The following is a 20,256-nucleotide window of genomic DNA, read 5'->3' as shown; positions in this document are numbered from 1 at the left end:
TTTGGCTGCTTATGGCTGACCGGAAGGCCAGGAGAACATGATGACCGACAAGCACCTGTCGACCCAATTCGACGCCGACCTCAACGCGATCAATACCAAGCTGCTGCAGATGGGCGGCCTGGTCGAGGCGCAGATCGATACCGCGATGAAGGCGCTGGCCGACTTCGACGCCACGCTGGCCGAGCAGGTCATCGAGCGCGAGAACCAGATCAATGCGCTCGAGATCGAGATCGACGCCGACTGCGGCAATATCATCGCGCGCCGCCAGCCGACCGCGCGCGACCTGCGCCTGGTGATGGCGATCTCCAAGACCATCACGAATCTGGAGCGCGCCGGCGACGAGGCCGAGAAGATCGCCAAGCGCACCAAGCACATCATGGAAGAGACCGGGGCGCAGGGCATCAACTACGCCGAGGTCAAGCTGGCCGGCGATCTCGCGATCGCGCTGCTGCGCAAGTCGCTCGATGCCTTTGCCCGTCTCGACACGGTGGCGGCCGCGCGCATCGTCAAGGAAGACAAGGCGATCGACGACGAATTCCGCGCCTTCGTGCGCAAGCTGATCACCTACATGATGGAAGACCCGCGCACGATCTCGGTCGCGCTGGACTTCCTGTTTATCGCCAAGGCCGTCGAGCGCATCGGCGACCATGCGAAGAACATCGCCGAGTTCATCATCTACATCGTCAAGGGCACCGACGTTCGCCATACCTCGCGCGAGGACATGGAAAAGGAAGCGCTGAGCTGAACCGGACCGGCGGGTTGGACGTGTTGCCATCGATGCCGTGGTATCTGCCCGCTGCGCATCGATCGTGGTCTCTCGCCCGCTGTATTCGTCCGCTGTATTCCGCTGTTTTTCGCCGCTGTATCGCCATCTCGCTGTCCCATCTGCCAATACCTGAACCTGCCAGAGAGCGGAGACTTCATTCATGCCTAGCAGTATTCTGGTCGTCGAAGACGAACCGGCCATCGCCGAACTGATCGCCGTCAACCTGCAGCACGCCGGGCACTATCCGATCCGTGCGTACAACGCCGAGCAGGCGCTGTCGCTGATGAGCGATGTGTTGCCCGACCTGGTCCTGCTCGACTGGATGCTGCCGGGCAAGTCGGGCGCGGTGTTCGCCAAGGAACTGCGCAACAACGAGCGCACCAAGCAGATCCCGATCATCATGCTGACCGCCCGCAGCGAGGAGCAGGACAAGGTGATGGGACTGGAGGCGGGCGCGGACGACTACGTGACCAAGCCGTTCTCGCCGAAGGAACTGCTGGCGCGCATCAAGGCGGTGCTGCGCCGGCGCGCACCGCAGCTGACCGACGATGTGGTCGCGATCAACGGCCTGCGGCTGGACCCGGCCACGCATCGCGTCACCGGCGAGGACGAATCGGGCCCCATCAAGCTCGAACTCGGCCCGACCGAATTCCGCCTGCTGCATTTCCTGATGACGCACCCGGAGCGTGTCCACAGCCGCTCGCAGCTGCTCGATCAGGTCTGGGGCGACCATGTCTTCGTCGAAGAGCGCACCGTCGACGTCCATATCAAGCGCCTGCGCGCGGCGCTGGCCCCCGGGGGCTACAGCGCGATGATCGAGACGGTGCGCGGCAGCGGCTATCGCCTGGCCCGGTCGCCGGGGCAGTGAACCGCCGGCCTTGCCCGGTTCGCCGCGGGGTTTGCGGCCCGGGCGGGGCAGCGCCGCCGTCGCCGCGCTGCTGCGTCGCTGTTGCGTTTTCCGTGGCACACTGCGGCCCATCCCGCCTGTGGGGCCGGACCTGAATCCCGCCATCGCCGACCCCCGCCAGGCTGCCATCGCACGATCTCATGAATGTCATCTGGGCCCGATCCGCGGCCGTCCTGATCCTGCTGGCCATCGCCGCCGCGCTGCTGGCCGTCTTCGTCGGCGTCACCGCCGCGCTGGCGGTGACCAGCGGCGCGCTGCTGGCGCTGCTGCTGTATTACCTGTATCAAATCAACCGGCTGTGGAAGGTGCTCGACGCGCCGGCTTACGGCGAGATTCCGAGCGCGCTCGGGCTGTGGGGCGAGGTCTATTACCGGCTGCACCGGCTGGTCAAGCGCTGGCGCATGCAGGTGCTGCAGGTCGAACAGCAGCACACCCGCTTCATTCAGGCCATCCAGGCCTCGCCCAACGGCGTGCTGATGCTGGACGACGCCGATCAGATCGAATGGTGCAACGCCGTGGCCGAGCTGCATTTCGGCCTCAGCGCGCGGCGTGACGCACGCCAGCGCATCACGCACCTGATCCGGCGGCCGGAGTTTGTGCAGTACCTGATGTTGCAACGTTTCGACGAACCCTTGCAGATGCGCGACATGGGCGAACACAAGCAGAGCGTGCTGGCGGTGCAGGTACTGCCCTATGGCGACAATCGCAAGCTGGTGCTGACACAGGACATCACCAAGCTCGAGAACACCGAGTCGATGCGGCGCGATTTCGTCGCCAACGTCTCGCATGAACTGAAGACGCCGCTGACGGTGCTGACGGGCTTCCTCGAGACCGTACGCGATCTGCCGATCTCCGACGACGATCGCCGGCGCTATGTCGACATGATGATGACGCAGGCCATGCGCATGCAGCATATCGTCGAGGACCTGCTGGCGCTGGCCAAGCTCGAGAGCGACATGCAGCCGCCCAGTCAGGACCCGGTCGATATCGGCGCGCTGGTGCACCACCTGGTGCACGACGCGCAGGGCCTGTCGCAAGGCCGGCACGAGATCACCGCCGACATCGATCGATCGGTCGGCATCCGCGGCAGCGAAACCGAGCTGCTGTCGGCCCTGGGCAATCTGGTGTCGAACGCGGTGCGCTACACGCCCGACGGCGGCCGCATCGGCATCGGCCTGTGCTACCGCGACGGCCACGCGGTGTTCTCGGTCAGCGATACGGGCCTGGGCATCGCCGCCGAGCACATTCCGCGGCTGACCGAGCGGTTCTATCGCATCGACCGCAGCCGTTCGCGCGATACCGGCGGCACCGGCCTGGGCCTGGCGATCGTCAAGCACGTGCTGTCGCGCCACCACGCCGAGCTGCGCATCAGCAGCGAGGTAGGGAAGGGCAGCGTGTTCCGGGTGGTGTTTCCGGTCGATCGCAGCATCCACCAGCCGGGGGCGCGGCACGCGGCGTAGGCGTGTTGCCCGCCAATCCTGGGCGTTCGCCCGTGAGACGGTGTTCTCCCTCTCCCCCTCAGGCGGAGAGGGCCGGGGAGAGGGGGTGGCGTAAAGCGGCGGCGGTGGCATTCGCGACGGCCGTTTGCCCTCTCCCCCAACCCCTCTCCCGCGAGCGGGAGAGGGGAGCATCAGCGTCGCGAGATTTCGCTCTCAGGCGAACCTCGTCAGCAACTCCATCTGGCTGACCCGCCGCTCCTTCCCCTTGCCCGTCTGCTGCACGTAGCTGCCGTCCGGCTGCATCACCCAGGCCGAGCCGTTGTCGCGCAGATGTACCAGCAGCCCTTCCTGGATCACGCGCGTCTTCAGCGTCTTGTCGAGGATCGGGAAGGCAACCTCGACGCGGCGGAACAGGTTGCGGTCCATCCAGTCGGCGCTAGACAGATAGAGCAACTCGGTGCCGCCGGCCAGGAAGTAGTTGACGCGATGGTGTTCGAGGAAGCGGCCGACGATCGACCGCACCGTGATGTTCTCGGACAGCCCGGGCACGCCAGGCCGCAGCGCGCAGACGCCGCGCACGATCAGATCGATCTGCACGCCGGCGCGCGAGGCCTTGTACAGTTCCTCGATCACCGACGGTTCCAGCAGCGCGTTCATCTTGGCGATGATGCGCGCCGGCTTGCCGGCCCGCGCGTTGCGCGCCTCCGCGCGGATGTGCTCGACCAGATTGCTCTGCATCGTGAACGGCGACTGCCACAGATGCTTGAGCCTGATCGAACCGGCCGTGCCGGTCAGCAGCTGGAATACGTGGTGCACGTCCTCGCACACTTCCTCGTTGGCGGTCAGCAGCCCGAAGTCGGTGTACAGCCGCGCGGTACGCGGATGATAGTTGCCGGTGCCCAGATGCACGTAGCGGCGCAGCTTGGTCTGCTTGCTCTTCGGGCCGGCGGGCTCGCGCCGCACGATCAGCAGCATCTTGGCGTGGCACTTGTGGCCGACCACGCCGTAGATTACGTGGGCGCCCGCCGATTCGAGGCGCTCCGCCCAGTTGATATTGGTTTCCTCGTCGAAGCGCGCCAGCAGCTCCAGCACGACGGTCACGTCCTTGCCGTTGCGCACCGCCGTCATCAGCGCTTCCATCACCAGCGAGTCGTTGCCGGTGCGGTAGACGGTCTGCTTGATCGCCACCACGTCGGGATCGTTGGCCGCCAGCTGCAGCAGGTCGAGCACCGAGCTGAAGCTCTCGTACGGATGGTGCATCAGCACGTCGCGCTGGCGGATCACGTCGAACATCGGCGCGCCGCCGCTGAACGCCTTGACCGCGGCGGGCACGTGCGGCGGATATTTGAGGGCCGGGCGGTCGACCATATCGGGGATCGACATCAGCCGCACCAGGTTGACCGGACCGCTGACGCGGTACAGATCCTGTTCCCCGAGCGCGAACTCGGTCAGCAGCCGCCGTGTCAGGGAAGGCGGCGTTTCGGCCGCGACCTCGAGCCGCACCGCATCGCCGTAGTGGCGCGTCGGCAGTTCGCCCTGCAGCGCCTCGCGCAGATCGGTGATCTCGTCTTCGGAGACGAACAGATCGGAATTGCGGGTCACGCGGAACTGATAGCAGCCGTCGACCGCGATCGCCGGGAACAGCTCGTGAACGAAGCCCTGCATGAACGAGGACAGCAGCACGAAGCCGTACGGGTAGCCCGACAGCGACTGCGGCATCTGCACCACGCGCGGCAGCGCGCGCGGCGCCTGCACGATCGCCAGATCGGCCTCGCGGCCGAAGGCGTCCTTGCCGGACAGCTCGACGACGAAGTTCAGGCTCTTGTTGGAAACGCGCGGAAACGGATGGGCCGGATCGAGCGCGATCGGCGTCAGCACGGGCCCGATCTCGCGCACGAAGAAGTCGCGCGCCCAGTCGCGCTGGGCGTCGTTCCAGACCGTGGTCATATGGAAGAACACCCCCTCGCGCTCGAGCAGGGGGAAGATCACGTCCTGCAGCATGGCATACTGCGCTGCAACGAGGCGCTGCGTCCGCTCGGTGATCGCCTGGTAGGTTTGCTGGAACGACAGGCCGTCGGGCGTCAGGCCGGACGGGTTGTCGCGCATCTGCTCCTTGAGTCCGGCCATCCGGATCTCGAAGAACTCGTCGAGATTGCTCGACACGATGCAGATGAACTTGAGGCGTTCCAGCAGCGGCACTGCCGGGTCCGCTGCCTGGGCCAACACACGGGAGTTGAATTCCAGGATGCCAAGTTCGCGATTGAGCAGCGTACCGGGCGGGGTCGTCGACATAGGCATGACCTTCTTTGGGCGATGCGGCGACTTTTCCATAGAATCGTGTCAACTTGATGACAACGTGATTTTGTCATGACACCGACACGGCCAGGACATATTCTTCGTGCCTCGCGCGGCCGACGTTGAACGCCACGCCGCCGGTCCGTGTTTCCAGACTGCTATGACGATGAACAATACTCCACGCCTGCTCGCCGCCGTCGATATGGGCTCCAACAGCTTCCGGCTGATGATCGGCCGGGTGGACGAGACCCAGACCGCGACCGGTCCGGTCAGCCAGATCTTCCAGGTCGATGCGCTGCGCGAGCCGGTGCGCCTGGCCGCGGGCCTGACCGCCGACAAGTACCTGGACCAGCCGGCGCGGCGGCGCGGCGTGGAGGCGCTGCGGCGCTTCGGCGATCGGCTGCGCGAATTCTCGCCGGACCAGGTGCGGGCCGTTGCCACCAATACGCTGCGCGTGGCAAAGAACGCCTCGGAGTTTCTGATCGAGGCCGAGAACGCGCTGGGCTTCCCGATCGAGGTGATCGCCGGCCGCGAGGAGGCCCGGCTGATCTATCTGGGCGCGTCGCACGATGCGCCGGCCTGCGCCGGCAATCGGCTGGTGGTCGATATCGGCGGCGGCTCGACCGAATTCATCATCGGCCATGGCTATACCGCCAAGCTGATGGAATCGCTGTATATCGGCTGCGTCTCGCACAGCCGGCAGTTCTTCCCCAGCGGCAATGTCGACGAGTACGCGATGAAGCAGGCCGAGCTGGCCGCGCGCCGCGAGATCCAGGTGCTGGTGCGGCAGTACCGCAGCGCCGGCTGGCAGCAGGCGGTGGGCTCGTCGGGCACGGCCCGCGCGCTGGCCGAGCTGATCGAGCTGAACGGCATGAACGACAACGCGCAGGAGCACGGCATCACGCGGGAAGGGCTGGAGCGGCTCAAGCGTGCGCTGATCAAGGCCGAGAACACCAATCGCGTGCGTCTGATCGGCCTGAAGCCGGACCGGATCCCGGTGCTGCCGGGCGGGCTGTCGATCATGCTGGGCGTGTTCGCCGAACTCGATGTCGACCGCATGGACGTGACCGACGGCGCGCTGCGGCTGGGCGTGCTGTACGACCTGCTCGGGCGCAGCCATCACGAGGACATGCGCACCGTCACGGTCGATCAATTCATGCGCCGCTACGGCGTCGACCGTGCCCAGGCCGCGCGCGTGCGCCACGCCGCGCAACGGCTGCTGGCGCAGTTTCCCGATCCGGCCAACGAGCGGCGCGAGGACAATCTGGCGCTGCTGGGCTGGGCCGCGAGCCTGCACGAGATCGGCATGTCGATCGCGCACAGCAGCTACCACAAGCATTCGGCCTATATCGCCACGCATGCGGACATGCCGGGCTTTTCCAAGACCGATCAGGCGCGGCTTGCCACGCTGCTGCTCGGCCATGCCGGCAAGCTTGGCAAGCTGTCCGGGCGCGGCCGCTTTCTCGACTGGCGCATGCTGTTCAGCCTGCGCCTGGCCTTCGTGCTGTGCCGGCGCCGCGCCGACGTCGAACTGCCGGAGATCAAGGTCAGCCAGCGCGCCGATGCGCTGGAAGAGGGCTTCGAGGTGCGGCTGCCCAAGGCGTGGATCGAGGCCAATCCGCTGGTCGAATACAGCCTCGGCAAGGAAGCCGACGAATGGGAGCGGATCGGGATCCGCTACAAGGTGGTGTACGTCTGAATCGCCGGCAGTCGCCGTCAGCCGACGCTTGAAAATGGCTTCGGTTTTCTCCCTCTCCCGCCTGCGGGAGAGGGCCGGGGAGAGGGGCGCGCGCCGCAGGCGCGCAACGCAAGTTCATCCGCTCAACGCTGCAACCCCAGGAAATGCCGCGCATACCGCGGATTCATGTCCCCCACGCGCAGCAGCGTGAGGAAGTCCGCCACATTGAAGTCCGGATCCCAGGCCGGCATGCCGCAGATGCGCGCACCGAGGCGCAGATAGCCCTTGATCAGCGCCGGCGGCTCGACTTCCAGATCCTGATTCAGCTCGTCGACCGGCAACGGCAGTCGCGGAAACGCGTGGTATTCGATCGGCGCCAGATAGTTGCGCGCGAACACGCGGCTCAGGCTGGCGGCGATATGGCCGCCGTCGTTGATCGGCACGCTCGCGCAGCCGAGCATCGACTCGATGCCCCAGCGCTGCAGATACTCGCCCAGGCCGCCCCACAGCGCCATGATGACGCTGCCGGTGCGGTAGTCGCGATGCACGCACGAGCGGCCCAGCTCGACCATCTTCGGCTTCAGATGCGCCAGCCGGACCAGATCGAATTCCGATTCGGCGTACAGGCAGCCGATGCGCTTGGCCTGGTGCGGCGGCAGCACGCGATAGGTGCCCACGACCTTCAGCGTGGCGAGGTCGCGCACGATCAGGTGGTCGCAGTAGGCATCGAACATGTCGATGTCGAGCTCGGGCGACGAGGTCGACAGGCGCGCGCCCATCTCCTCGGCGAACACCTTGTAGCGCAGGCGCTGCGCCTCGACTACTTCGTCCTGGTGGCGCGCCCACGCCACGCTGAGAGCAGGCGCTGCATCTTGCTGCGCAACGGATTGGCGATGAAGACGCCTCCGGCCCGAATGGCCCGCCAGGCCATTGGGCAAGGAATCGAAGAGCGGCTGGGTAGGCGTCGGGAGGTCTCGCATCAGATGTCCTTTCGATGACAACATGGCTGCGAAACAATGTAGAGGGGGCCAGTGACAGCCCCGTGAAGCGGCGATGACGGTTGCGTGACCGTGCGGTCGTGGCGAGAGGAAGGCGCGGCGGCGGTTACCGCGCCGCGTACGCCATCCGCACGAAGGTCAAAGGAATTCCGGGTTGATCACCGCGCGCAGCACGACCTGATCCTCGTGCTCCCGCGTGCGGGCGGTCAGCCACCAGATGCCGCTCTTGCGGATGCTCCAGCTGATTTCCGTGCCTGCCAGCAGCAGCGCCGCCAGCCGGCCGATCCAGGGCTGATGTCCGACCACGACCGTGGTGCCGGCCGCATGCGGCCAGTCGATCGCGGCCAGCACGTCGGTGACGTCGCTGTCCGGCGCCAGCGCGGGCACCACCAGCGCATCCGGGCGCAATGCCGCAGCGGTTTCGCGGCTGCGCTGCGCCGGACTGCACAACAGCCGCGCATCGGGCGGCAGATGCGCGCGCAACCAGGCGGCCGAGGCTTCGGCCTGCTTGCGGCCGCGGCGGGTCAGGGCACGTTGCAGGTCCGCGGCGCGGCCCATGCCGGCAACATCGGGGAGCGCTTCCGCTTCGGCGTGGCGCCACAGGATCAGGTTCATCGCTGGAGATCGGCACGGCGCGAATGCCGTGCAAGGGTCGTTCGTGTTGGAACTGCGGAGACCATACCGACTCCGTCCGGATCGATTCGACTAGTGTGTCGAGCCTCGGTTCGCCTGCGTCAGGCCTTGGCCTCACCGCTTGTGTGCGCGGCATGACCGACGAGCCAATGCGGCGGCCAGTATGGGCCAGCCGCATGGCCCGGGCAATGCGCCGCCATGCCGGTGACGGGTCCATGACGCCGGGCGACGCGGGAGTATCCGCGGCGTCGGTGACGGAGCGATGACAGTCGCGAAACGGTCAAGATCCGCGCAGCGCAGGCGCGAGCGAAGTCGGACCAGCGAGGATCCTGGTGACCATCAGGCGGGGTGTTGCGATGGATGGCGTCCGGAGAATCCGGCAAGCCGAGCGCAGTGGAGTATGAGGGGGGCTCGAAGGCCCGTTGTCCGCCGACAGGCGAACGCCACCGCCGCGGTCATTCCAGGCGGATGACCGCGTACAAGCTGCGATTTGCTGCGGGACGGTGGGAGGCGCGACGCCGCCAATGCGACGCGCAAGATCGCGTCGTCGCAGCGACGCCGAGCAGGAGCGAAACCGTTGGACCGGGCGGTCCGGTATCAGCTCTTGTGACGGAAGTTGATGCGACCCTTGGTCAGGTCGTAGGGCGACATTTCCAGCGTCACGCGGTCGCCGGCCAGAATACGGATCCGGTGCTTCTGCATCTTGCCCGATGCGTAGGCCCAGATTTCCACGCCGTTTTCCAGCAGCACGCGATAGCGGTTGTCGGGCAGCGCTTCCGAAACGACGCCGCCGAATTCAATGAGTTCTTCCTTAGCCAAGCTTCCTTCCTTTGTGGCTCCATGATGGGCAGCCGGACGGCCGCCTTTGCGGATGTGCGATTATAGCATGAACGCACCTGCAGCATTTTGGGTTCCCGGCGCCCGCCTTTAGTTCCCGTGCGCTCGCCGAAGTGATGTCGTTGCTACTTCGGTTTGTGCGACCGTGCGCGGCGGGCCATCCGCCAATCGCGTTTGACCGCCGCAGTGTCGACGGATACAATGCGCGGCTTCGGGGCGTAGCGCAGCCTGGTAGCGCATCTGATTTGGGATCAGAGGGTCGCATGTTCGAATCATGTCGCCCCGACCAGAACGACAAGGGTTAGCAGGCCACGGCCGGCTAACCCTTTTTCTCTTCTTTTTCTCTTCCGACCGCCCTTAGCTCAGTTGGATAGAGCACTCGCCTTCTAAGCGAGCGGTCGCACGTTCGAATCGTGCAGGGCGGGCCATCCTTCTTCGGTGCCGGTTCAGGCACTTCGCTACCGCATTCCATTCCGACGCTGGCTCCTTCGGCTTTTCTCGTCAATGGACTGGCGATCCTTGGCGCGCCCTTGTGTTTTCCGAAACCGCCCGCCTGGCAAAGCGCATCGATGCCACCTAGACTAGCTAATGTTTAGCTAATCGACCTCGGGAGACTTTGATGCTGATCGTCAACATGCACGACGCCAAGAGCCGGCTGTCCCAACTGGTGGAGGCGGTCGAAAGCGGATCGCAGGCCGAAGTCATCATCGCCCGCAATGGGCAGCCCGCAGCCCGTATCGTGCCGATCGAGCCGTTGGATATTTCAAAACGGATTGGAGGCGGCATCGCCTTCCTCGGCGGATTCGCGGCGATGAGCCAGGACGAGTTCGACGAGGGCAATGAAGACATCGCCCGACTGTTCACGGAGGGCGAATGATTCTGCTGCTCGATACACAGGTGGCAATTTGGGCTGCCCAGGACAGTCCCCGCTTGTCCGGTCCGGCGCGGGGTTTGCTCATCGATCCCGGTAACGAAGTCGTCGTCAGCGCGGTCAGCTTGTGGGAGATCGCCATCAAGTTTGCCAGCGGCAAGCTTCCGTTCAGCCCAGGGATGGCAATGGCGGCGTTCCGGGCGAGCGGCTATCGCAGTCTGGCGATGACGGAAGCGCATGCGGGAATGGTGGCGAACTTGCCGGACGTGGACGGTCACAAGGATCCGTTCGATCGCATGCTGGTGGCGCAGGCGCTGACGGAGTCGATGCGGCTCGTTACGGCCGACGCCAAGCTGGCCTGCTATCCGGTTGGCTGCATCGAACCGGTGTAGCCCACCGCAAGCGGCAAAAAAGAGAGGGGATGGGGACAAGCCGGCGGCCGCGGGACGAAACTCGCGGCCGCCGAGCTCACAGGCGCTTACTCGCCTTCCGGCAGGCTGGCGCCCACGATATTGAAGCCGGCGTCCACGTACGTGATCTCGCCGGTCACGCCGCTGGACAGGTCCGACAGCAGGAAAGCCGCCACGTTGCCGACTTCGTCGATCGTGACGTTGCGGCGCAGCGGGGCGGCTTCTTCGAAGTGGCCGAGCAGCTTGCCGAAGCCCTTGATGCCCGAGGCCGCCAGCGTCTTGATCGGGCCGGCGGAGATGCCGTTGGCGCGGATGCCGCGCGGGCCGACCGAGGCGGCCAGGTAGCGCACGCTGGCTTCCAGCGACGCCTTGGCCAGGCCCATCGTGTTGTAGTTCGGGACCACGCGCTCGCTGCCCAGATAGGTCAGCGTCAGCAGCGAGGCCTTGTCCGACAGCAGCGGCAGCGCGGCCTTGGCGAGCGCGGGGAAGCTGTAGGCCGAGATGTCGTGGGCGACGCGGAACGCCTCGCGCGACAGGCCGTCGAGGAAGTCGCCGGCGATTGCTTCGCGCGGGGCGAAGCCGATCGAATGGACCAGCCCGTCGAGCTTGTCCCAGCGCTGGCCCAGCGCGGCGAAGGTGGCGGCGATCTGCTCGTCGCTCGATACGTCGCATTCGAATACCAGATCGCTGCCGAATTCCTTGGCAAAGTCCTGGATACGGTCCTTGAAGCGCTCGCCGACATAGGTGAAGGCCAGTTCCGCGCCTTCGCGCTTGCAGGCCGACGCGATGCCGTAGGCGATCGAGCGGTTCGACAGCAAGCCGGTGATCAGGATCCGCTTACCTGCCAGAAATCCCATAAGTTCTCCATGGTGGTCTTGTGATGCGCATCGGCGCCGTGTGCCGGGTTGGGGCACGCCGCTGGGCACGGTTCATGCTGCGGCTGGCCGGGCCGCTTGCCGGAACGGATCCCGGCAGCCGCCGGCGCACCGGCTGCGGCCGCGGCCACGCCGCGTACTGGAATGTCCGGATGGCTGGAACGCCGCCGAACGAAGGTAAAATTGTCGCACAACTTGGCCCGGGCACCGACCGCGGCCGTACTGCCACGCGTAGTTCAGGGGAGGGCATCGACCGGATGCAAAGGCAAGCAGCAGGGCCGTTTTCGGCATGGCATCGTATCCGGGCGCGGACTCGCACCGGCCTGGTCCAGATGCTGGCACGGTCCGCCGCAGCCGCCCTGCTGGCGGTGCTGTTGCCGATGGTGCCGACGACGGGTTGGGCCGCGCATGGCTTCGCGCTGCACGGCGACCTGAAGTACCCGGCCGACTTCCACCACTTCGACTACGTCAATCCCGACGCCCCTCGCGGTGGTACGCTGACGCTGGCCAATCCGGACCGGCGCACCAGCTTCGACAAATTCAACCCGTTCACGCTGAAGGGCGTCGCCGCGCCGGGCCTGACCTCGCTGATGTTCGAGTCGCTGCTGATCGGCAGCGCCGACGAGACCGCCAGCGCCTACGGCCTGCTGGCCGAGGACGTCACGGTGGCGCCCGACGAGCTGTCGGTGACCTTCCGCATCCGCCCGCAGGCGCGCTTCCACAACGGCGATCCGGTGCTGGCGAGCGACGTCAAGTATTCGTTCGACATGCTGATGAGCAAGGCCTCGAGCCCCGGCTATCGCAGCATGTGCGCCGACGTGAAGTCGCTGACGGTGATCGACGAGCGCACGGTGCGCTACGACTTCAAGCAGCGCAACGGCGAGCTGCCGCTGATCGTCGGCTCGCTGCCAGTGTTCTCGCGCAAATGGACCGCCAAGGTGCCGTTCGAGAAGCTGACGTTCGAGACGCCGGTCACCAGCGGCCCCTATCTGATCGAGCGCTACGACGCCGGCCGCGGCATCGTCTACAAGCGCAACCCCGACTATTGGGGCAAGGATCTGCCGGTGCGGCGCGGCACCTTCAACTTCGACCGCGTGGTGTACCGGCTCTACAAGGACGAGACCGCGCGGCTGGAAGCCTTCAAGGCCGGCGAATTCGACGCCATCGTCGAGTACCGCTCCAAGAGCTGGGCCAAGAGCTATGTCGGCAAGCGCTTCGCCAACGGCGAGCTGATGAAGACCGAATTTCCGCACCGCAATGGCGCCGGCATGCAGGGCTTCGTGATGAACCTGCGCAAGCCGCTGTTTCAGGACGTGCGCGTGCGTCAGGCGCTGATCCTGGCGCTGGACTTCGAATGGCTGAACCGCCAGCTGTTCTACGGGGCCTACAAGCGCCTGGACAGCTGGTTCTCCAACAGCGAGCTGGCCGCCAGCTCGACCTTCGACGGCCGTCCCGGCCCCGGCGAACTCGCCTTGCTCGAGCCGCTGCGCAGCCAGCTGGCCCCCGAAGTCTTCGGGCCGATCGTCACGCAGCCGACGACGGAGCCGCCGCGCTCGTTGCGCGACAACCTGCGCGAGGCGCGCCGCCTGCTTGCGCAAGCAGGCTGGACCTACAGCGACGGCGCGCTGCGCAATGCGAAGGGCGAACCGTTCGTGTTCGAGTTCCTCGACGACGGCGGCGCGATGAGCCGCGTGATCACGACCTATGTGCGCAATCTGGAGAAGCTCGGCATCCAGGTCCATCAGCGCACCACCGACTTCGCGCTGTACCAGAAGCGGCTGGAGGACTTCGATTTCGACGTGGTGTCGATCCGCTTCCCCGACTCGCAGAGCCCGGGCAACGAGCTGCGCGACCGCTTCAACAGCGAGGCGGCGACGATGCCCGGCTCGGACAATCTGTTCGGGCTGAAATCGCCGGCGGTCGACAAGCTGGTCGACCACGTGCTGCGCGCGCAGACGCGCAAGGAACTGATCAACGCGTCGCGCGCGCTCGACCGCGTGCTGATGCACGGCTATTACGTGGTGCCGAACTGGTACAGCGCCTCGCACCGCATCGCCTACCGGCGCGAGCTGGTCTATCCGCAGCGGCTGCCGCATTACTACACGGCCGAGGGCTGGGTGCTCAGCAGCTGGTGGCGCAGCGACGTGCCGGGCGCCTCGCAAGCCAGGGCGGCGCAGCCCAAGGCGGCGCGCTGAGCGCGGCGAAGCCCAAGGAAAACAGGAAACGGCATGCTGGCCTATCTGCTCAAGCGCGTTCTGCTGATGATCCCGACGTTGATCGGCGTCATCACGCTGACCTTCGTCGTGATCCAGTTCGTGCCCGGCGGCCCGGTCGAGCAGATGATGATGGAGCTCAAGGGCCGCGGCGGCGGCGGGGAGGCCAGCGGCGGCGGTGCCGAATACCGCGGCCGGCGCGGCGTCGACCCCGAGAAGATCAAGGAGATCCAGGCGCTGTACGGCTTCGACAAGCCGCCGCTGGAGCGCTACTGGATGATGCTCAAGCGCTTTGCGCAGTTCGATCTCGGCCAGAGCTACTTCCAGCACCGCAGCGTGTGGGAACTGGTCAAGTCCAAGCTGCCGGTGTCGGTCAGCCTCGGGCTCTGGACCTTCTTCCTGACCTATCTGATATCGGTGCCGCTCGGCATCGCCAAGGCGATCCGGGCGGGCAGCCGCTTCGACGTGGTGACCAGCATGATCGTGCTGGTCGGCTATGCGATCCCGGGCTTCGTGCTGGGCGTGCTGCTGCTGGTGCTGTTCGGCGGCGGCACCTTCGTGCAGTGGTTCCCGCTGCGCGGCCTGACCTCCGACAACTGGGAGCAGCTGTCGCTGATGGGCAAGGTAATGGACTATCTGTGGCACCTGGTGCTGCCGATCACCGCGTCCGTGGTCGGCAGCTTCGCCGTGGTGACGATGCTGACCAAGAACGCCTTCCTGGAGGAGGTGCGCAAGCAGTATGTGCTGACCGCGCGCGCCAAGGGCCTGTCGGAGCGGCGTGTGCTGTGGAAGCATATCTTCCGCAATGCGCTGATCCCGCTGGTCACCGGTTTCCCGGCCGCCTTCATCGGTGCGTTCTTCACCGGCTCGCTGCTGATCGAGACGCTGTTCTCGCTCGACGGGCTGGGCCTGCTGTCCTATGAAGCGGTGCTGCGCCGCGACTATCCGGTCGTGCTCGGCACGCTGTACCTGTTCACGCTGATCGGCCTGGTGACCCGGCTGATCTCCGATGTCTGCTACGTGCTGGTCGACCCCCGCATCCATTTCGAGGCCATGCCGCGATGACCCCGCGTTGGCAATCCCCGTTCCGTACCACCCCGCGGCCGCCCCGGCTGGACCGGCTGCCGTCCTCGCTGTCGCCGCGCCAGCGCGCCTGGCAGCGCTTCCGCCGCAACCGGCTCGGCTACTGGAGCCTGATCGCGTTCGTCGTTCTGTTCGTGCTCAGCATGTTCGCCGAGGTGCTGTCGAGCGACCGGCCGCTGGTCGTCAAGTACCGCGGCGAGTGGTATTTCCCGATCGTGCAGACCTATGCCGAGACCACCTTCGACGGCGACTTCCCGACGCCGACCGACTATCTCGACCCCTTCATCCGCCAGCGCATCACCAGCAACGGCAACTGGGCCATCTATCCGCCCAACCGCTATTCGTACGACACGCTGAACTACTTCGCCAAGGAGCCGAATCCCGCGCCGCCGTCCTCCGAGAACTGGCTCGGCACCGACGACCGCGGCCGCGACGTGCTGGCGCGGCTGATCTATGGCTTTCGCGTGTCGGTGCTGTTCGGCCTGGCGCTGACCGTGATCGGCGTGGTGATCGGCACCATCACCGGCGCGCTGATGGGCTTCTTCGGCGGGCGCTTCGACCTGATCTCGCAGCGCGCGATCGAGATCTGGAGCTCGATGCCCGAGCTCTATCTGTTGATCATCTTCGCCTCGATCTTCGAGCCGAGCCTGGCGCTGCTGATCATCCTGCTGTCGCTGTTCGGCTGGATGGGTTTGTCGGACTACGTGCGCGCCGAGTTCTACCGCAACCGCTCGCTCGACTACGTCAAGGCGGCGCGCGCGCTGGGTCTGTCGAACGTGCAGATCATGTGGCGCCATATCCTGCCCAACAGCCTGACGCCGGTGATCACGTTCCTGCCGTTCCGCATGAGCGCCGCGATCCTGGCGCTGACCAGCCTCGACTTCCTGGGCCTTGGCGTGCCGCCGACCACGCCGAGCCTGGGCGAGCTGCTGGCACAGGGCAAGGCCAATCTCGATGCGTGGTGGATCTCGTTGTCGACCTTCGGCGTGCTGGTCGTCACGCTGCTGCTGCTGACCTTCATGGGCGATGCGCTGCGCGACGCCTTCGATACGCGCTTGGGGCTGGCGGCGCTGCGCGGGCGGGTCGAGCCGAAGTTGCCAGATCCCTCGGCGGGATCGGCGAGCGGACCGGCGGCCGAAGCCGCAGCGGCGGGTCAGTCCGCCGCGGGAGCGCGGCCATGAGCGAGCTGCCCGTGACCACGCCGCCGCAGCCGGTGGCCGCGCCGCCCGATGCCGGCGACCCCGCGCTGATCCGTGTCGACCGTCTGTCGGTGACCTTCGGCGAAGGCCCGGAGGCGACCCGTGCGGTGCGCGATGTCAGTTTCGCGCTGCGCCCCGGCGAACGCTTCGCGCTGGTCGGCGAGTCCGGTTCCGGCAAGACCGTGACCGCGCTGTCGATGCTGCGGCTGGTCGAGGAGGCGCACTACCAGGGCGCGATCCATTTCGAAGGGCGCGACCTGTTGCGCGTGCCCGATCGGGAGATCCGCGCGATCCGCGGCAGCGAGATCGCGATGATCTTCCAGGAGCCGATGACCGCGCTCAATCCGCTCTATACGGTGGGCAACCAGATCGTCGAGACGCTGGAGCTGCACGAAGGGCTGGACAAGCGCGCCGCGCGCCAGCGCGCGATCGCGCTGCTGCAGCGCACCGGCATCGAAGAGGCCGAGCACCGCTTCGACAGCTTTCCGCACCAGCTGTCGGGGGGCCAGCGCCAGCGCGCGATGATCGCGATGGCGCTGGCCTGCCGGCCCAAGCTGCTGCTGGCCGACGAGCCGACCACCGCGCTCGATGTCACCATCCGCGTGCAGATCCTGGAACTGCTGCGCGACCTGCAGGCCGAGTTCGGCATGGCGGTGATGCTGATCACCCACGACCTGAACATGGTGCGCGCGTTTGCGCAGCGCATCGGCGTGATGGAGCAGGGCATGCTGGTCGAGATCGGCGAGACCGCCGAGGTCTTTGCCAACCCACGCCATCCGTACACCCAGCGGCTGATCGACAGCCGCCCGCGGCGCGACGTGGTGCCGGTGCTGCCGCTGGCGCCGACATTGCTGAGCGCGCGCGGCCTGCACGTCAACTACACGCGCAAGCGGCGCGGCCTGGCCGGCTGGTTCGGCCGCGACGTGGTGCGCGCCGTCAAGGAGGTCGACTTCGACCTGCGCGAGGGCGAGACGCTCGGCATCGTCGGCGAGTCCGGCTCGGGCAAGACCACGCTGGCCCATGCGGTGCTGGCCCTGCAGCGCAAGAGCGGCGGCCAGATCCAGTTTCTCGGCCGCAGCCTGGAGCAGGTCAAGCGGGCCGAGCGCGCATCGCTGCGGGCCCGCCTGCAGGTGGTGTTCCAGGACCCGTTCGGCTCGCTGTCGCCGCGCATGACGATCGAGCAGATCGTCGGCGAGGGGCTGGCGCTGCATCAGCCCGGCCTGTCGCGCGAGGCGATGCGCGAGCGCGTGATCGAGGCGCTGCGCGAAGTGGGGCTCGATCGCACCGCCTTGGGGCGCTATCCGCACGAGTTCTCGGGCGGCCAGCGCCAGCGCATCGCCATTGCCCGCGTGCTGATCCTCAAGCCGCAGGTGGTGGTGCTCGACGAACCGACCTCGGCGCTCGACGTATCGATCCAGCAGCAGGTGCTGGCGCTGCTGTCGCAGCTGCAGCGCAAGTACAACCTCAGCTATCTGTTCATCAGCCACGATCTGGCGGTGATCCGGGCGATGGCGCACCGCGTCATCGTGATGAAGGGCGGGGAAGTGGTGGAGGCGGGCGAGACCGAAGCGGTGCTGGGCGCACCGCAGCATGCCTACACCCGCAAGCTGATGCGGGCCGCTCAGTTGGGCCTCGAACCACGTGCCGGAGACGTCGGCGGTTGGCCGGGCTAGTGTCCCCGCTAATGTTCGGCATCCCGGTCAATCCCAAGAATTAGCGTGCAAACCCCACGCTATTCCTTTGATTACACGACGAAATCGGCCGATTTTGTAACGAACTTTGACATCGCCGGCGTGAGCTTATACCATCCCGCGAGAACTTGATGTGTGGGTGGTTTGCACGCCGCACGTCTCCTGGCGGATGCCCCAAAGCCGTGCTCCGACGCCGTTGTCGGGCTGGTCCGGCGCTTGCATCCACCCTCGGCAGTTTTTCCACATAGTCATCTCCGATCCACACGACGATGGTCCAACGCGTCGCGTGAGGGATCGTGTGATTCGAATTACCCGAACCGGAACCAACGGGAGAACCCATGCAGCGAACGGTGCTTCATTCCCTGGCGCGTGCCGCCATCGGACTGACCCTGGCATGCGGCGCGGCCTTGTCGAATGGAGCCCTGGCTGACACGGTGTTCAAGGAGCCCGGCGCGGAACTGAGCGTCGAGGCCCAGCAGCAGGCCGAGCCCAGGAAGGGCCTGCTGTCGTCGATGATGAATTCGACCAGCCATGTCGCCAACAAGGCCGGCGACCTGGTGATGAACGCGCTGGGCCTGATCGGTGTCCGTTATCGCTTCGGCGGCAACACGCCGGAGTCGGGCCTGGACTGCAGCGGCTTCGTCCGCTACGTCTTCAACGACACCTTCGGCTTCATGCTGCCGCGGCGCTCGGTCGAGATCAGCCGCGTCGGCACCAACGTCGCCGCGCACGAGCTGCGCCCGGGCGACCTGGTGTTCTTCAATACGATGCGCCATGCGTTCTCGCATGTGGGCATCTATATCGGCGACAACAAGTTCGTGCACGCGCCGTCGACCGGCAGCAAGATCCGCGTCGATGACATGCGCTCGGCCTACTGGGTCACGCGCTACAACGGCGCACGCCGCATCGACGATATGCCCGAGCGCGACAACGGCGCCGCGGGCGGCATCGGCGGCATGGTCGAGACGCTCAAGCGCTTCGATCCGAACGCCAGCGGACGCACGTTCTACGGCGGCTGAGCGCAACGGCGCCGAATGACGCCGATCGCCCTGCAACAAAAAGGACTGCCCTGGCAGTCCTTTTTGTTCGTGCGGTCGTCATTGCGCTCGCTTCGTTCGCTCCGTTCCCTTTCTCGTTCCCTTTCTCGTTCCCTTTCTATTTCCCGGCGATTGCCGCGGCCGGCTGCAGGCGCGCCTGCGCCAGCTTCTCGCGCAACGCGGGCAGCGCCGCGACGGCGGCCTTCTCGCCGGCCAGGATCGCGCGATTGCGCGCGCCGAAGTCGCTGCCGCTCATGTCCGGCAGGTCCGGGCGGATCACCACGTCGGCGCGCGCCAGCGCCAGGCGGTTGATCGACTGTCCCATGATCGCCGTGGTCTGCAGCAGCACGCCGCTCTGGCCGGCGTTGTTCTGGCTGGCCGGGTCGGCCGAGATGTTGACCGCGATGATGAAATCCGCGCCCATGCTGCGGGCCGAGTCGACCGGTACCGGCTCGACCAGGCCGCCGTCGACATAGTCGTGCCCCTGGATCGACACCGGCTGAAACACGCCCGGCACGCTGCTGGACGCGCGTACCGCCTGCCCGGTGTTGCCGCGCCGGAACAGGATGCCTCGCCCGGTCTTCAGGTCGGTGGCGACGATGCCCAGCGGGATCTTCATCGCCTCGATCGGCCGGTTGTCGACCAGCCGGTTGACGTAGTTCTGCAGCGCCTCGCCCTTGAGCCAGCCGCCGAAGCGCGTGCCGAAGGGCAGGGCCCAGTCCGCGATGGTGGCCTCGTCCATCTTCAACGCGTGCTTGTTCAACTCGAAGCTGTCCATGCCCGAGGCGTACAGGGCTGCGACCACCGCGCCCGCGCTGGTGCCGGTGACCAGGTCCGGGCGGATGCCGTGCGCCTCCAGCGCCTTGATCACGCCGATATGGGCGAAGCCGCGCGCGGCGCCGCCGCCCAGCGCCAGGCCGATGCGCACCGGGCGCGGCGGCGGCGTGGCGGCCGTCGGCTCGGCGGGAGTGTCGGGTTTGGGGCCCAGGCTGCAGGCCGCCAGCAGGGACGCCGCGGTGGCGCCCGCGGCCGCGCTCAGGAAGGTACGTCGTTGCATGCGGGAAGTCGAAAGGGGAAGGGCGGGGCCCCGGGGCCGGCGTTCCGGCGCGTCGCGTCTGGATCGGCGCCGGCGGCGGCAGCGGTTCAGACCGGGCGATAGCATAAATGATTCCGCGGTGCGGCTTCCGGAGCGGGGTGGCAGATACATCTGCCGGGGAGTGGCAGATGCCTTTGCTACAATTACCCGCTCCGAATCGTCGGCCCCGCCCTTTGTTGCGCGGGCCTTTTTGTTTGCCGAGTTTCCGCGGTATCCCCCTGTCTTCCC

17 protein-coding genes and 2 tRNA genes are annotated in these 20,256 nt (G+C 66.5%); 13 read left to right on the top strand and 6 right to left on the bottom strand.

Annotation, left to right across the window (positions count from 1 at the left end):
- Positions 1 to 40: 40 nt before the first annotated feature.
- From phoU to phoR, 3 genes are all read left to right on the top strand, one after another.
- Positions 41 to 745, top strand: a complete 705-nt coding sequence (gene phoU / locus J5T34_RS09895) for a phosphate signaling complex protein PhoU (protein ID WP_006576606.1) — start codon at positions 41 to 43, stop codon at positions 743 to 745.
- Positions 746 to 926: 181 nt separating this feature from the next.
- Entirely contained in the window at positions 927 to 1,634 is a 708-nt protein-coding gene (phoB, locus tag J5T34_RS09890; protein WP_149319839.1) for a phosphate regulon transcriptional regulator PhoB, read from the top strand.
- Between the two features lie 179 nt (positions 1,635 to 1,813).
- Positions 1,814 to 3,133 (top strand): phosphate regulon sensor histidine kinase PhoR, encoded by a 1,320-nt coding sequence (phoR, locus tag J5T34_RS09885; protein WP_208579594.1) that lies wholly within the window; start codon positions 1,814 to 1,816, stop codon positions 3,131 to 3,133.
- A gap of 192 nt (positions 3,134 to 3,325) precedes the next feature.
- Here phoR and ppk1 read toward each other — a convergent pair whose 3' ends face one another.
- Complete coding sequence (ppk1, locus tag J5T34_RS09880; RefSeq protein WP_208579593.1) at positions 3,326 to 5,443, bottom strand: polyphosphate kinase 1; 2,118 nt, start codon at positions 5,441 to 5,443, stop codon at positions 3,326 to 3,328.
- Positions 5,444 to 5,573: 130 nt separating this feature from the next.
- Between ppk1 and ppx the strand changes: the two genes are divergently transcribed.
- Positions 5,574 to 7,106, top strand: coding sequence for an exopolyphosphatase (gene ppx / locus J5T34_RS09875; protein WP_208579592.1), 1,533 nt, complete (start codon positions 5,574 to 5,576; stop codon positions 7,104 to 7,106).
- Between the two features lie 122 nt (positions 7,107 to 7,228).
- Here the strand turns inward: ppx and J5T34_RS09870 are convergent, their stop codons facing one another.
- The 3 genes from J5T34_RS09870 to infA form a co-directional block, all read right to left on the bottom strand.
- Positions 7,229 to 8,065, bottom strand: a complete 837-nt coding sequence (locus J5T34_RS09870) for a GNAT family N-acetyltransferase (RefSeq protein ID WP_208579591.1) — start codon at positions 8,063 to 8,065, stop codon at positions 7,229 to 7,231.
- A gap of 156 nt (positions 8,066 to 8,221) precedes the next feature.
- On the bottom strand, positions 8,222 to 8,698 hold the full coding sequence (locus tag J5T34_RS09865; protein ID WP_174107209.1) for a SixA phosphatase family protein: 477 nt from the start codon (positions 8,696 to 8,698) through the stop codon (positions 8,222 to 8,224).
- 615 nt (positions 8,699 to 9,313) lie between these two features.
- Entirely contained in the window at positions 9,314 to 9,535 is a 222-nt protein-coding gene (infA, locus tag J5T34_RS09860; RefSeq protein ID WP_006578938.1) for a translation initiation factor IF-1, read from the bottom strand.
- A gap of 230 nt (positions 9,536 to 9,765) precedes the next feature.
- On the opposite strand from infA, the gene J5T34_RS09855 reads away from it, so the two are divergent.
- The 4 genes from J5T34_RS09855 (at position 9,766) to J5T34_RS09840 (ending at position 10,816) form a co-directional block, all read left to right on the top strand.
- A tRNA-Pro gene (locus tag J5T34_RS09855) sits at positions 9,766 to 9,842 on the top strand.
- A 62-nt stretch (positions 9,843 to 9,904) separates the two neighbouring features.
- Positions 9,905 to 9,981 (top strand) — tRNA-Arg (locus tag J5T34_RS09850).
- 191 nt (positions 9,982 to 10,172) lie between these two features.
- Complete coding sequence (locus tag J5T34_RS09845; protein ID WP_208579590.1) at positions 10,173 to 10,430, top strand: type II toxin-antitoxin system Phd/YefM family antitoxin; 258 nt, start codon at positions 10,173 to 10,175, stop codon at positions 10,428 to 10,430.
- Positions 10,427 to 10,816 (top strand): type II toxin-antitoxin system VapC family toxin, encoded by a 390-nt coding sequence (locus tag J5T34_RS09840; protein ID WP_208579589.1) that lies wholly within the window; start codon positions 10,427 to 10,429, stop codon positions 10,814 to 10,816. The genes J5T34_RS09845 and J5T34_RS09840 overlap by 4 nt, the downstream gene beginning before the upstream one ends.
- Before the next feature lie 86 nt (positions 10,817 to 10,902).
- Here J5T34_RS09840 and fabI read toward each other — a convergent pair whose 3' ends face one another.
- Complete coding sequence (gene fabI, locus J5T34_RS09835; RefSeq protein ID WP_174107212.1) at positions 10,903 to 11,691, bottom strand: enoyl-ACP reductase FabI; 789 nt, start codon at positions 11,689 to 11,691, stop codon at positions 10,903 to 10,905.
- 398 nt (positions 11,692 to 12,089) lie between these two features.
- Here fabI and J5T34_RS09830 point away from each other — a divergent pair, with 398 nt between their 5' ends.
- The 5 genes from J5T34_RS09830 to J5T34_RS09810 all read left to right on the top strand — a co-directional run bounded on the left by J5T34_RS09830 (position 12,090) and on the right by J5T34_RS09810 (position 18,914).
- Positions 12,090 to 13,904: an extracellular solute-binding protein gene (locus J5T34_RS09830; RefSeq protein ID WP_244258803.1), complete on the top strand. Its 1,815-nt coding sequence runs from the start codon at positions 12,090 to 12,092 to the stop codon at positions 13,902 to 13,904.
- Positions 13,905 to 13,937: 33 nt separating this feature from the next.
- A complete protein-coding gene (locus J5T34_RS09825; protein ID WP_149319846.1) occupies positions 13,938 to 14,987 on the top strand; it encodes a microcin C ABC transporter permease YejB in 1,050 nt (349 codons plus the stop codon).
- Positions 14,984 to 16,186 carry an ABC transporter permease gene (locus J5T34_RS09820; protein ID WP_208579587.1) on the top strand — a complete coding sequence of 401 codons (1,203 nt, stop codon included), beginning with the start codon at positions 14,984 to 14,986 and terminating at the stop codon, positions 16,184 to 16,186. Before J5T34_RS09825 ends, J5T34_RS09820 begins: the two co-directional genes overlap by 4 nt.
- Positions 16,183 to 17,877 (top strand): ABC transporter ATP-binding protein, encoded by a 1,695-nt coding sequence (locus J5T34_RS09815; RefSeq protein ID WP_208579586.1) that lies wholly within the window; start codon positions 16,183 to 16,185, stop codon positions 17,875 to 17,877. Before J5T34_RS09820 ends, J5T34_RS09815 begins: the two co-directional genes overlap by 4 nt.
- Before the next feature lie 356 nt (positions 17,878 to 18,233).
- Entirely contained in the window at positions 18,234 to 18,914 is a 681-nt protein-coding gene (locus J5T34_RS09810; RefSeq protein WP_208579585.1) for a C40 family peptidase, read from the top strand.
- A gap of 136 nt (positions 18,915 to 19,050) precedes the next feature.
- Here the strand turns inward: J5T34_RS09810 and J5T34_RS09805 are convergent, their stop codons facing one another.
- Entirely contained in the window at positions 19,051 to 19,989 is a 939-nt protein-coding gene (locus J5T34_RS09805; protein WP_208579584.1) for a patatin-like phospholipase family protein, read from the bottom strand.
- Between the last annotated feature and the right edge of the window lie 267 nt (positions 19,990 to 20,256).

The organism is Cupriavidus gilardii (assembly GCF_017598945.1).
Lineage (GTDB): Bacteria > Pseudomonadota > Gammaproteobacteria > Burkholderiales > Burkholderiaceae > Cupriavidus > Cupriavidus gilardii_E.
This window is presented reverse-complemented; position numbering and strand designations above follow the sequence as displayed.

Coding starts and splice junctions, on each gene's coding strand:
- J5T34_RS09820 (WP_208579587.1), top strand. CDS start 14,984: ATGACCCCGCGTTGGCAATCCCCGTTCCGTACCACCCCGCGGCCGCCC.
- phoR (WP_208579594.1), top strand. CDS start 1,814: ATGAATGTCATCTGGGCCCGATCCGCGGCCGTCCTGATCCTGCTGGCC.
- ppx (WP_208579592.1), top strand. CDS start 5,574: ATGAACAATACTCCACGCCTGCTCGCCGCCGTCGATATGGGCTCCAAC.
- J5T34_RS09815 (WP_208579586.1), top strand. CDS start 16,183: ATGAGCGAGCTGCCCGTGACCACGCCGCCGCAGCCGGTGGCCGCGCCG.
- phoB (WP_149319839.1), top strand. CDS start 927: ATGCCTAGCAGTATTCTGGTCGTCGAAGACGAACCGGCCATCGCCGAA.
- J5T34_RS09805 (WP_208579584.1), bottom strand. CDS start 19,989: ATGCAACGACGTACCTTCCTGAGCGCGGCCGCGGGCGCCACCGCGGCG.
- J5T34_RS09840 (WP_208579589.1), top strand. CDS start 10,427: ATGATTCTGCTGCTCGATACACAGGTGGCAATTTGGGCTGCCCAGGAC.
- J5T34_RS09810 (WP_208579585.1), top strand. CDS start 18,234: ATGCAGCGAACGGTGCTTCATTCCCTGGCGCGTGCCGCCATCGGACTG.
- phoU (WP_006576606.1), top strand. CDS start 41: ATGACCGACAAGCACCTGTCGACCCAATTCGACGCCGACCTCAACGCG.
- J5T34_RS09870 (WP_208579591.1), bottom strand. CDS start 8,065: ATGCGAGACCTCCCGACGCCTACCCAGCCGCTCTTCGATTCCTTGCCC.
- J5T34_RS09865 (WP_174107209.1), bottom strand. CDS start 8,698: ATGAACCTGATCCTGTGGCGCCACGCCGAAGCGGAAGCGCTCCCCGAT.
- J5T34_RS09845 (WP_208579590.1), top strand. CDS start 10,173: ATGCTGATCGTCAACATGCACGACGCCAAGAGCCGGCTGTCCCAACTG.
- J5T34_RS09825 (WP_149319846.1), top strand. CDS start 13,938: ATGCTGGCCTATCTGCTCAAGCGCGTTCTGCTGATGATCCCGACGTTG.
- fabI (WP_174107212.1), bottom strand. CDS start 11,691: ATGGGATTTCTGGCAGGTAAGCGGATCCTGATCACCGGCTTGCTGTCG.
- J5T34_RS09830 (WP_244258803.1), top strand. CDS start 12,090: ATGGTGCCGACGACGGGTTGGGCCGCGCATGGCTTCGCGCTGCACGGC.
- ppk1 (WP_208579593.1), bottom strand. CDS start 5,443: ATGGAAAAGTCGCCGCATCGCCCAAAGAAGGTCATGCCTATGTCGACG.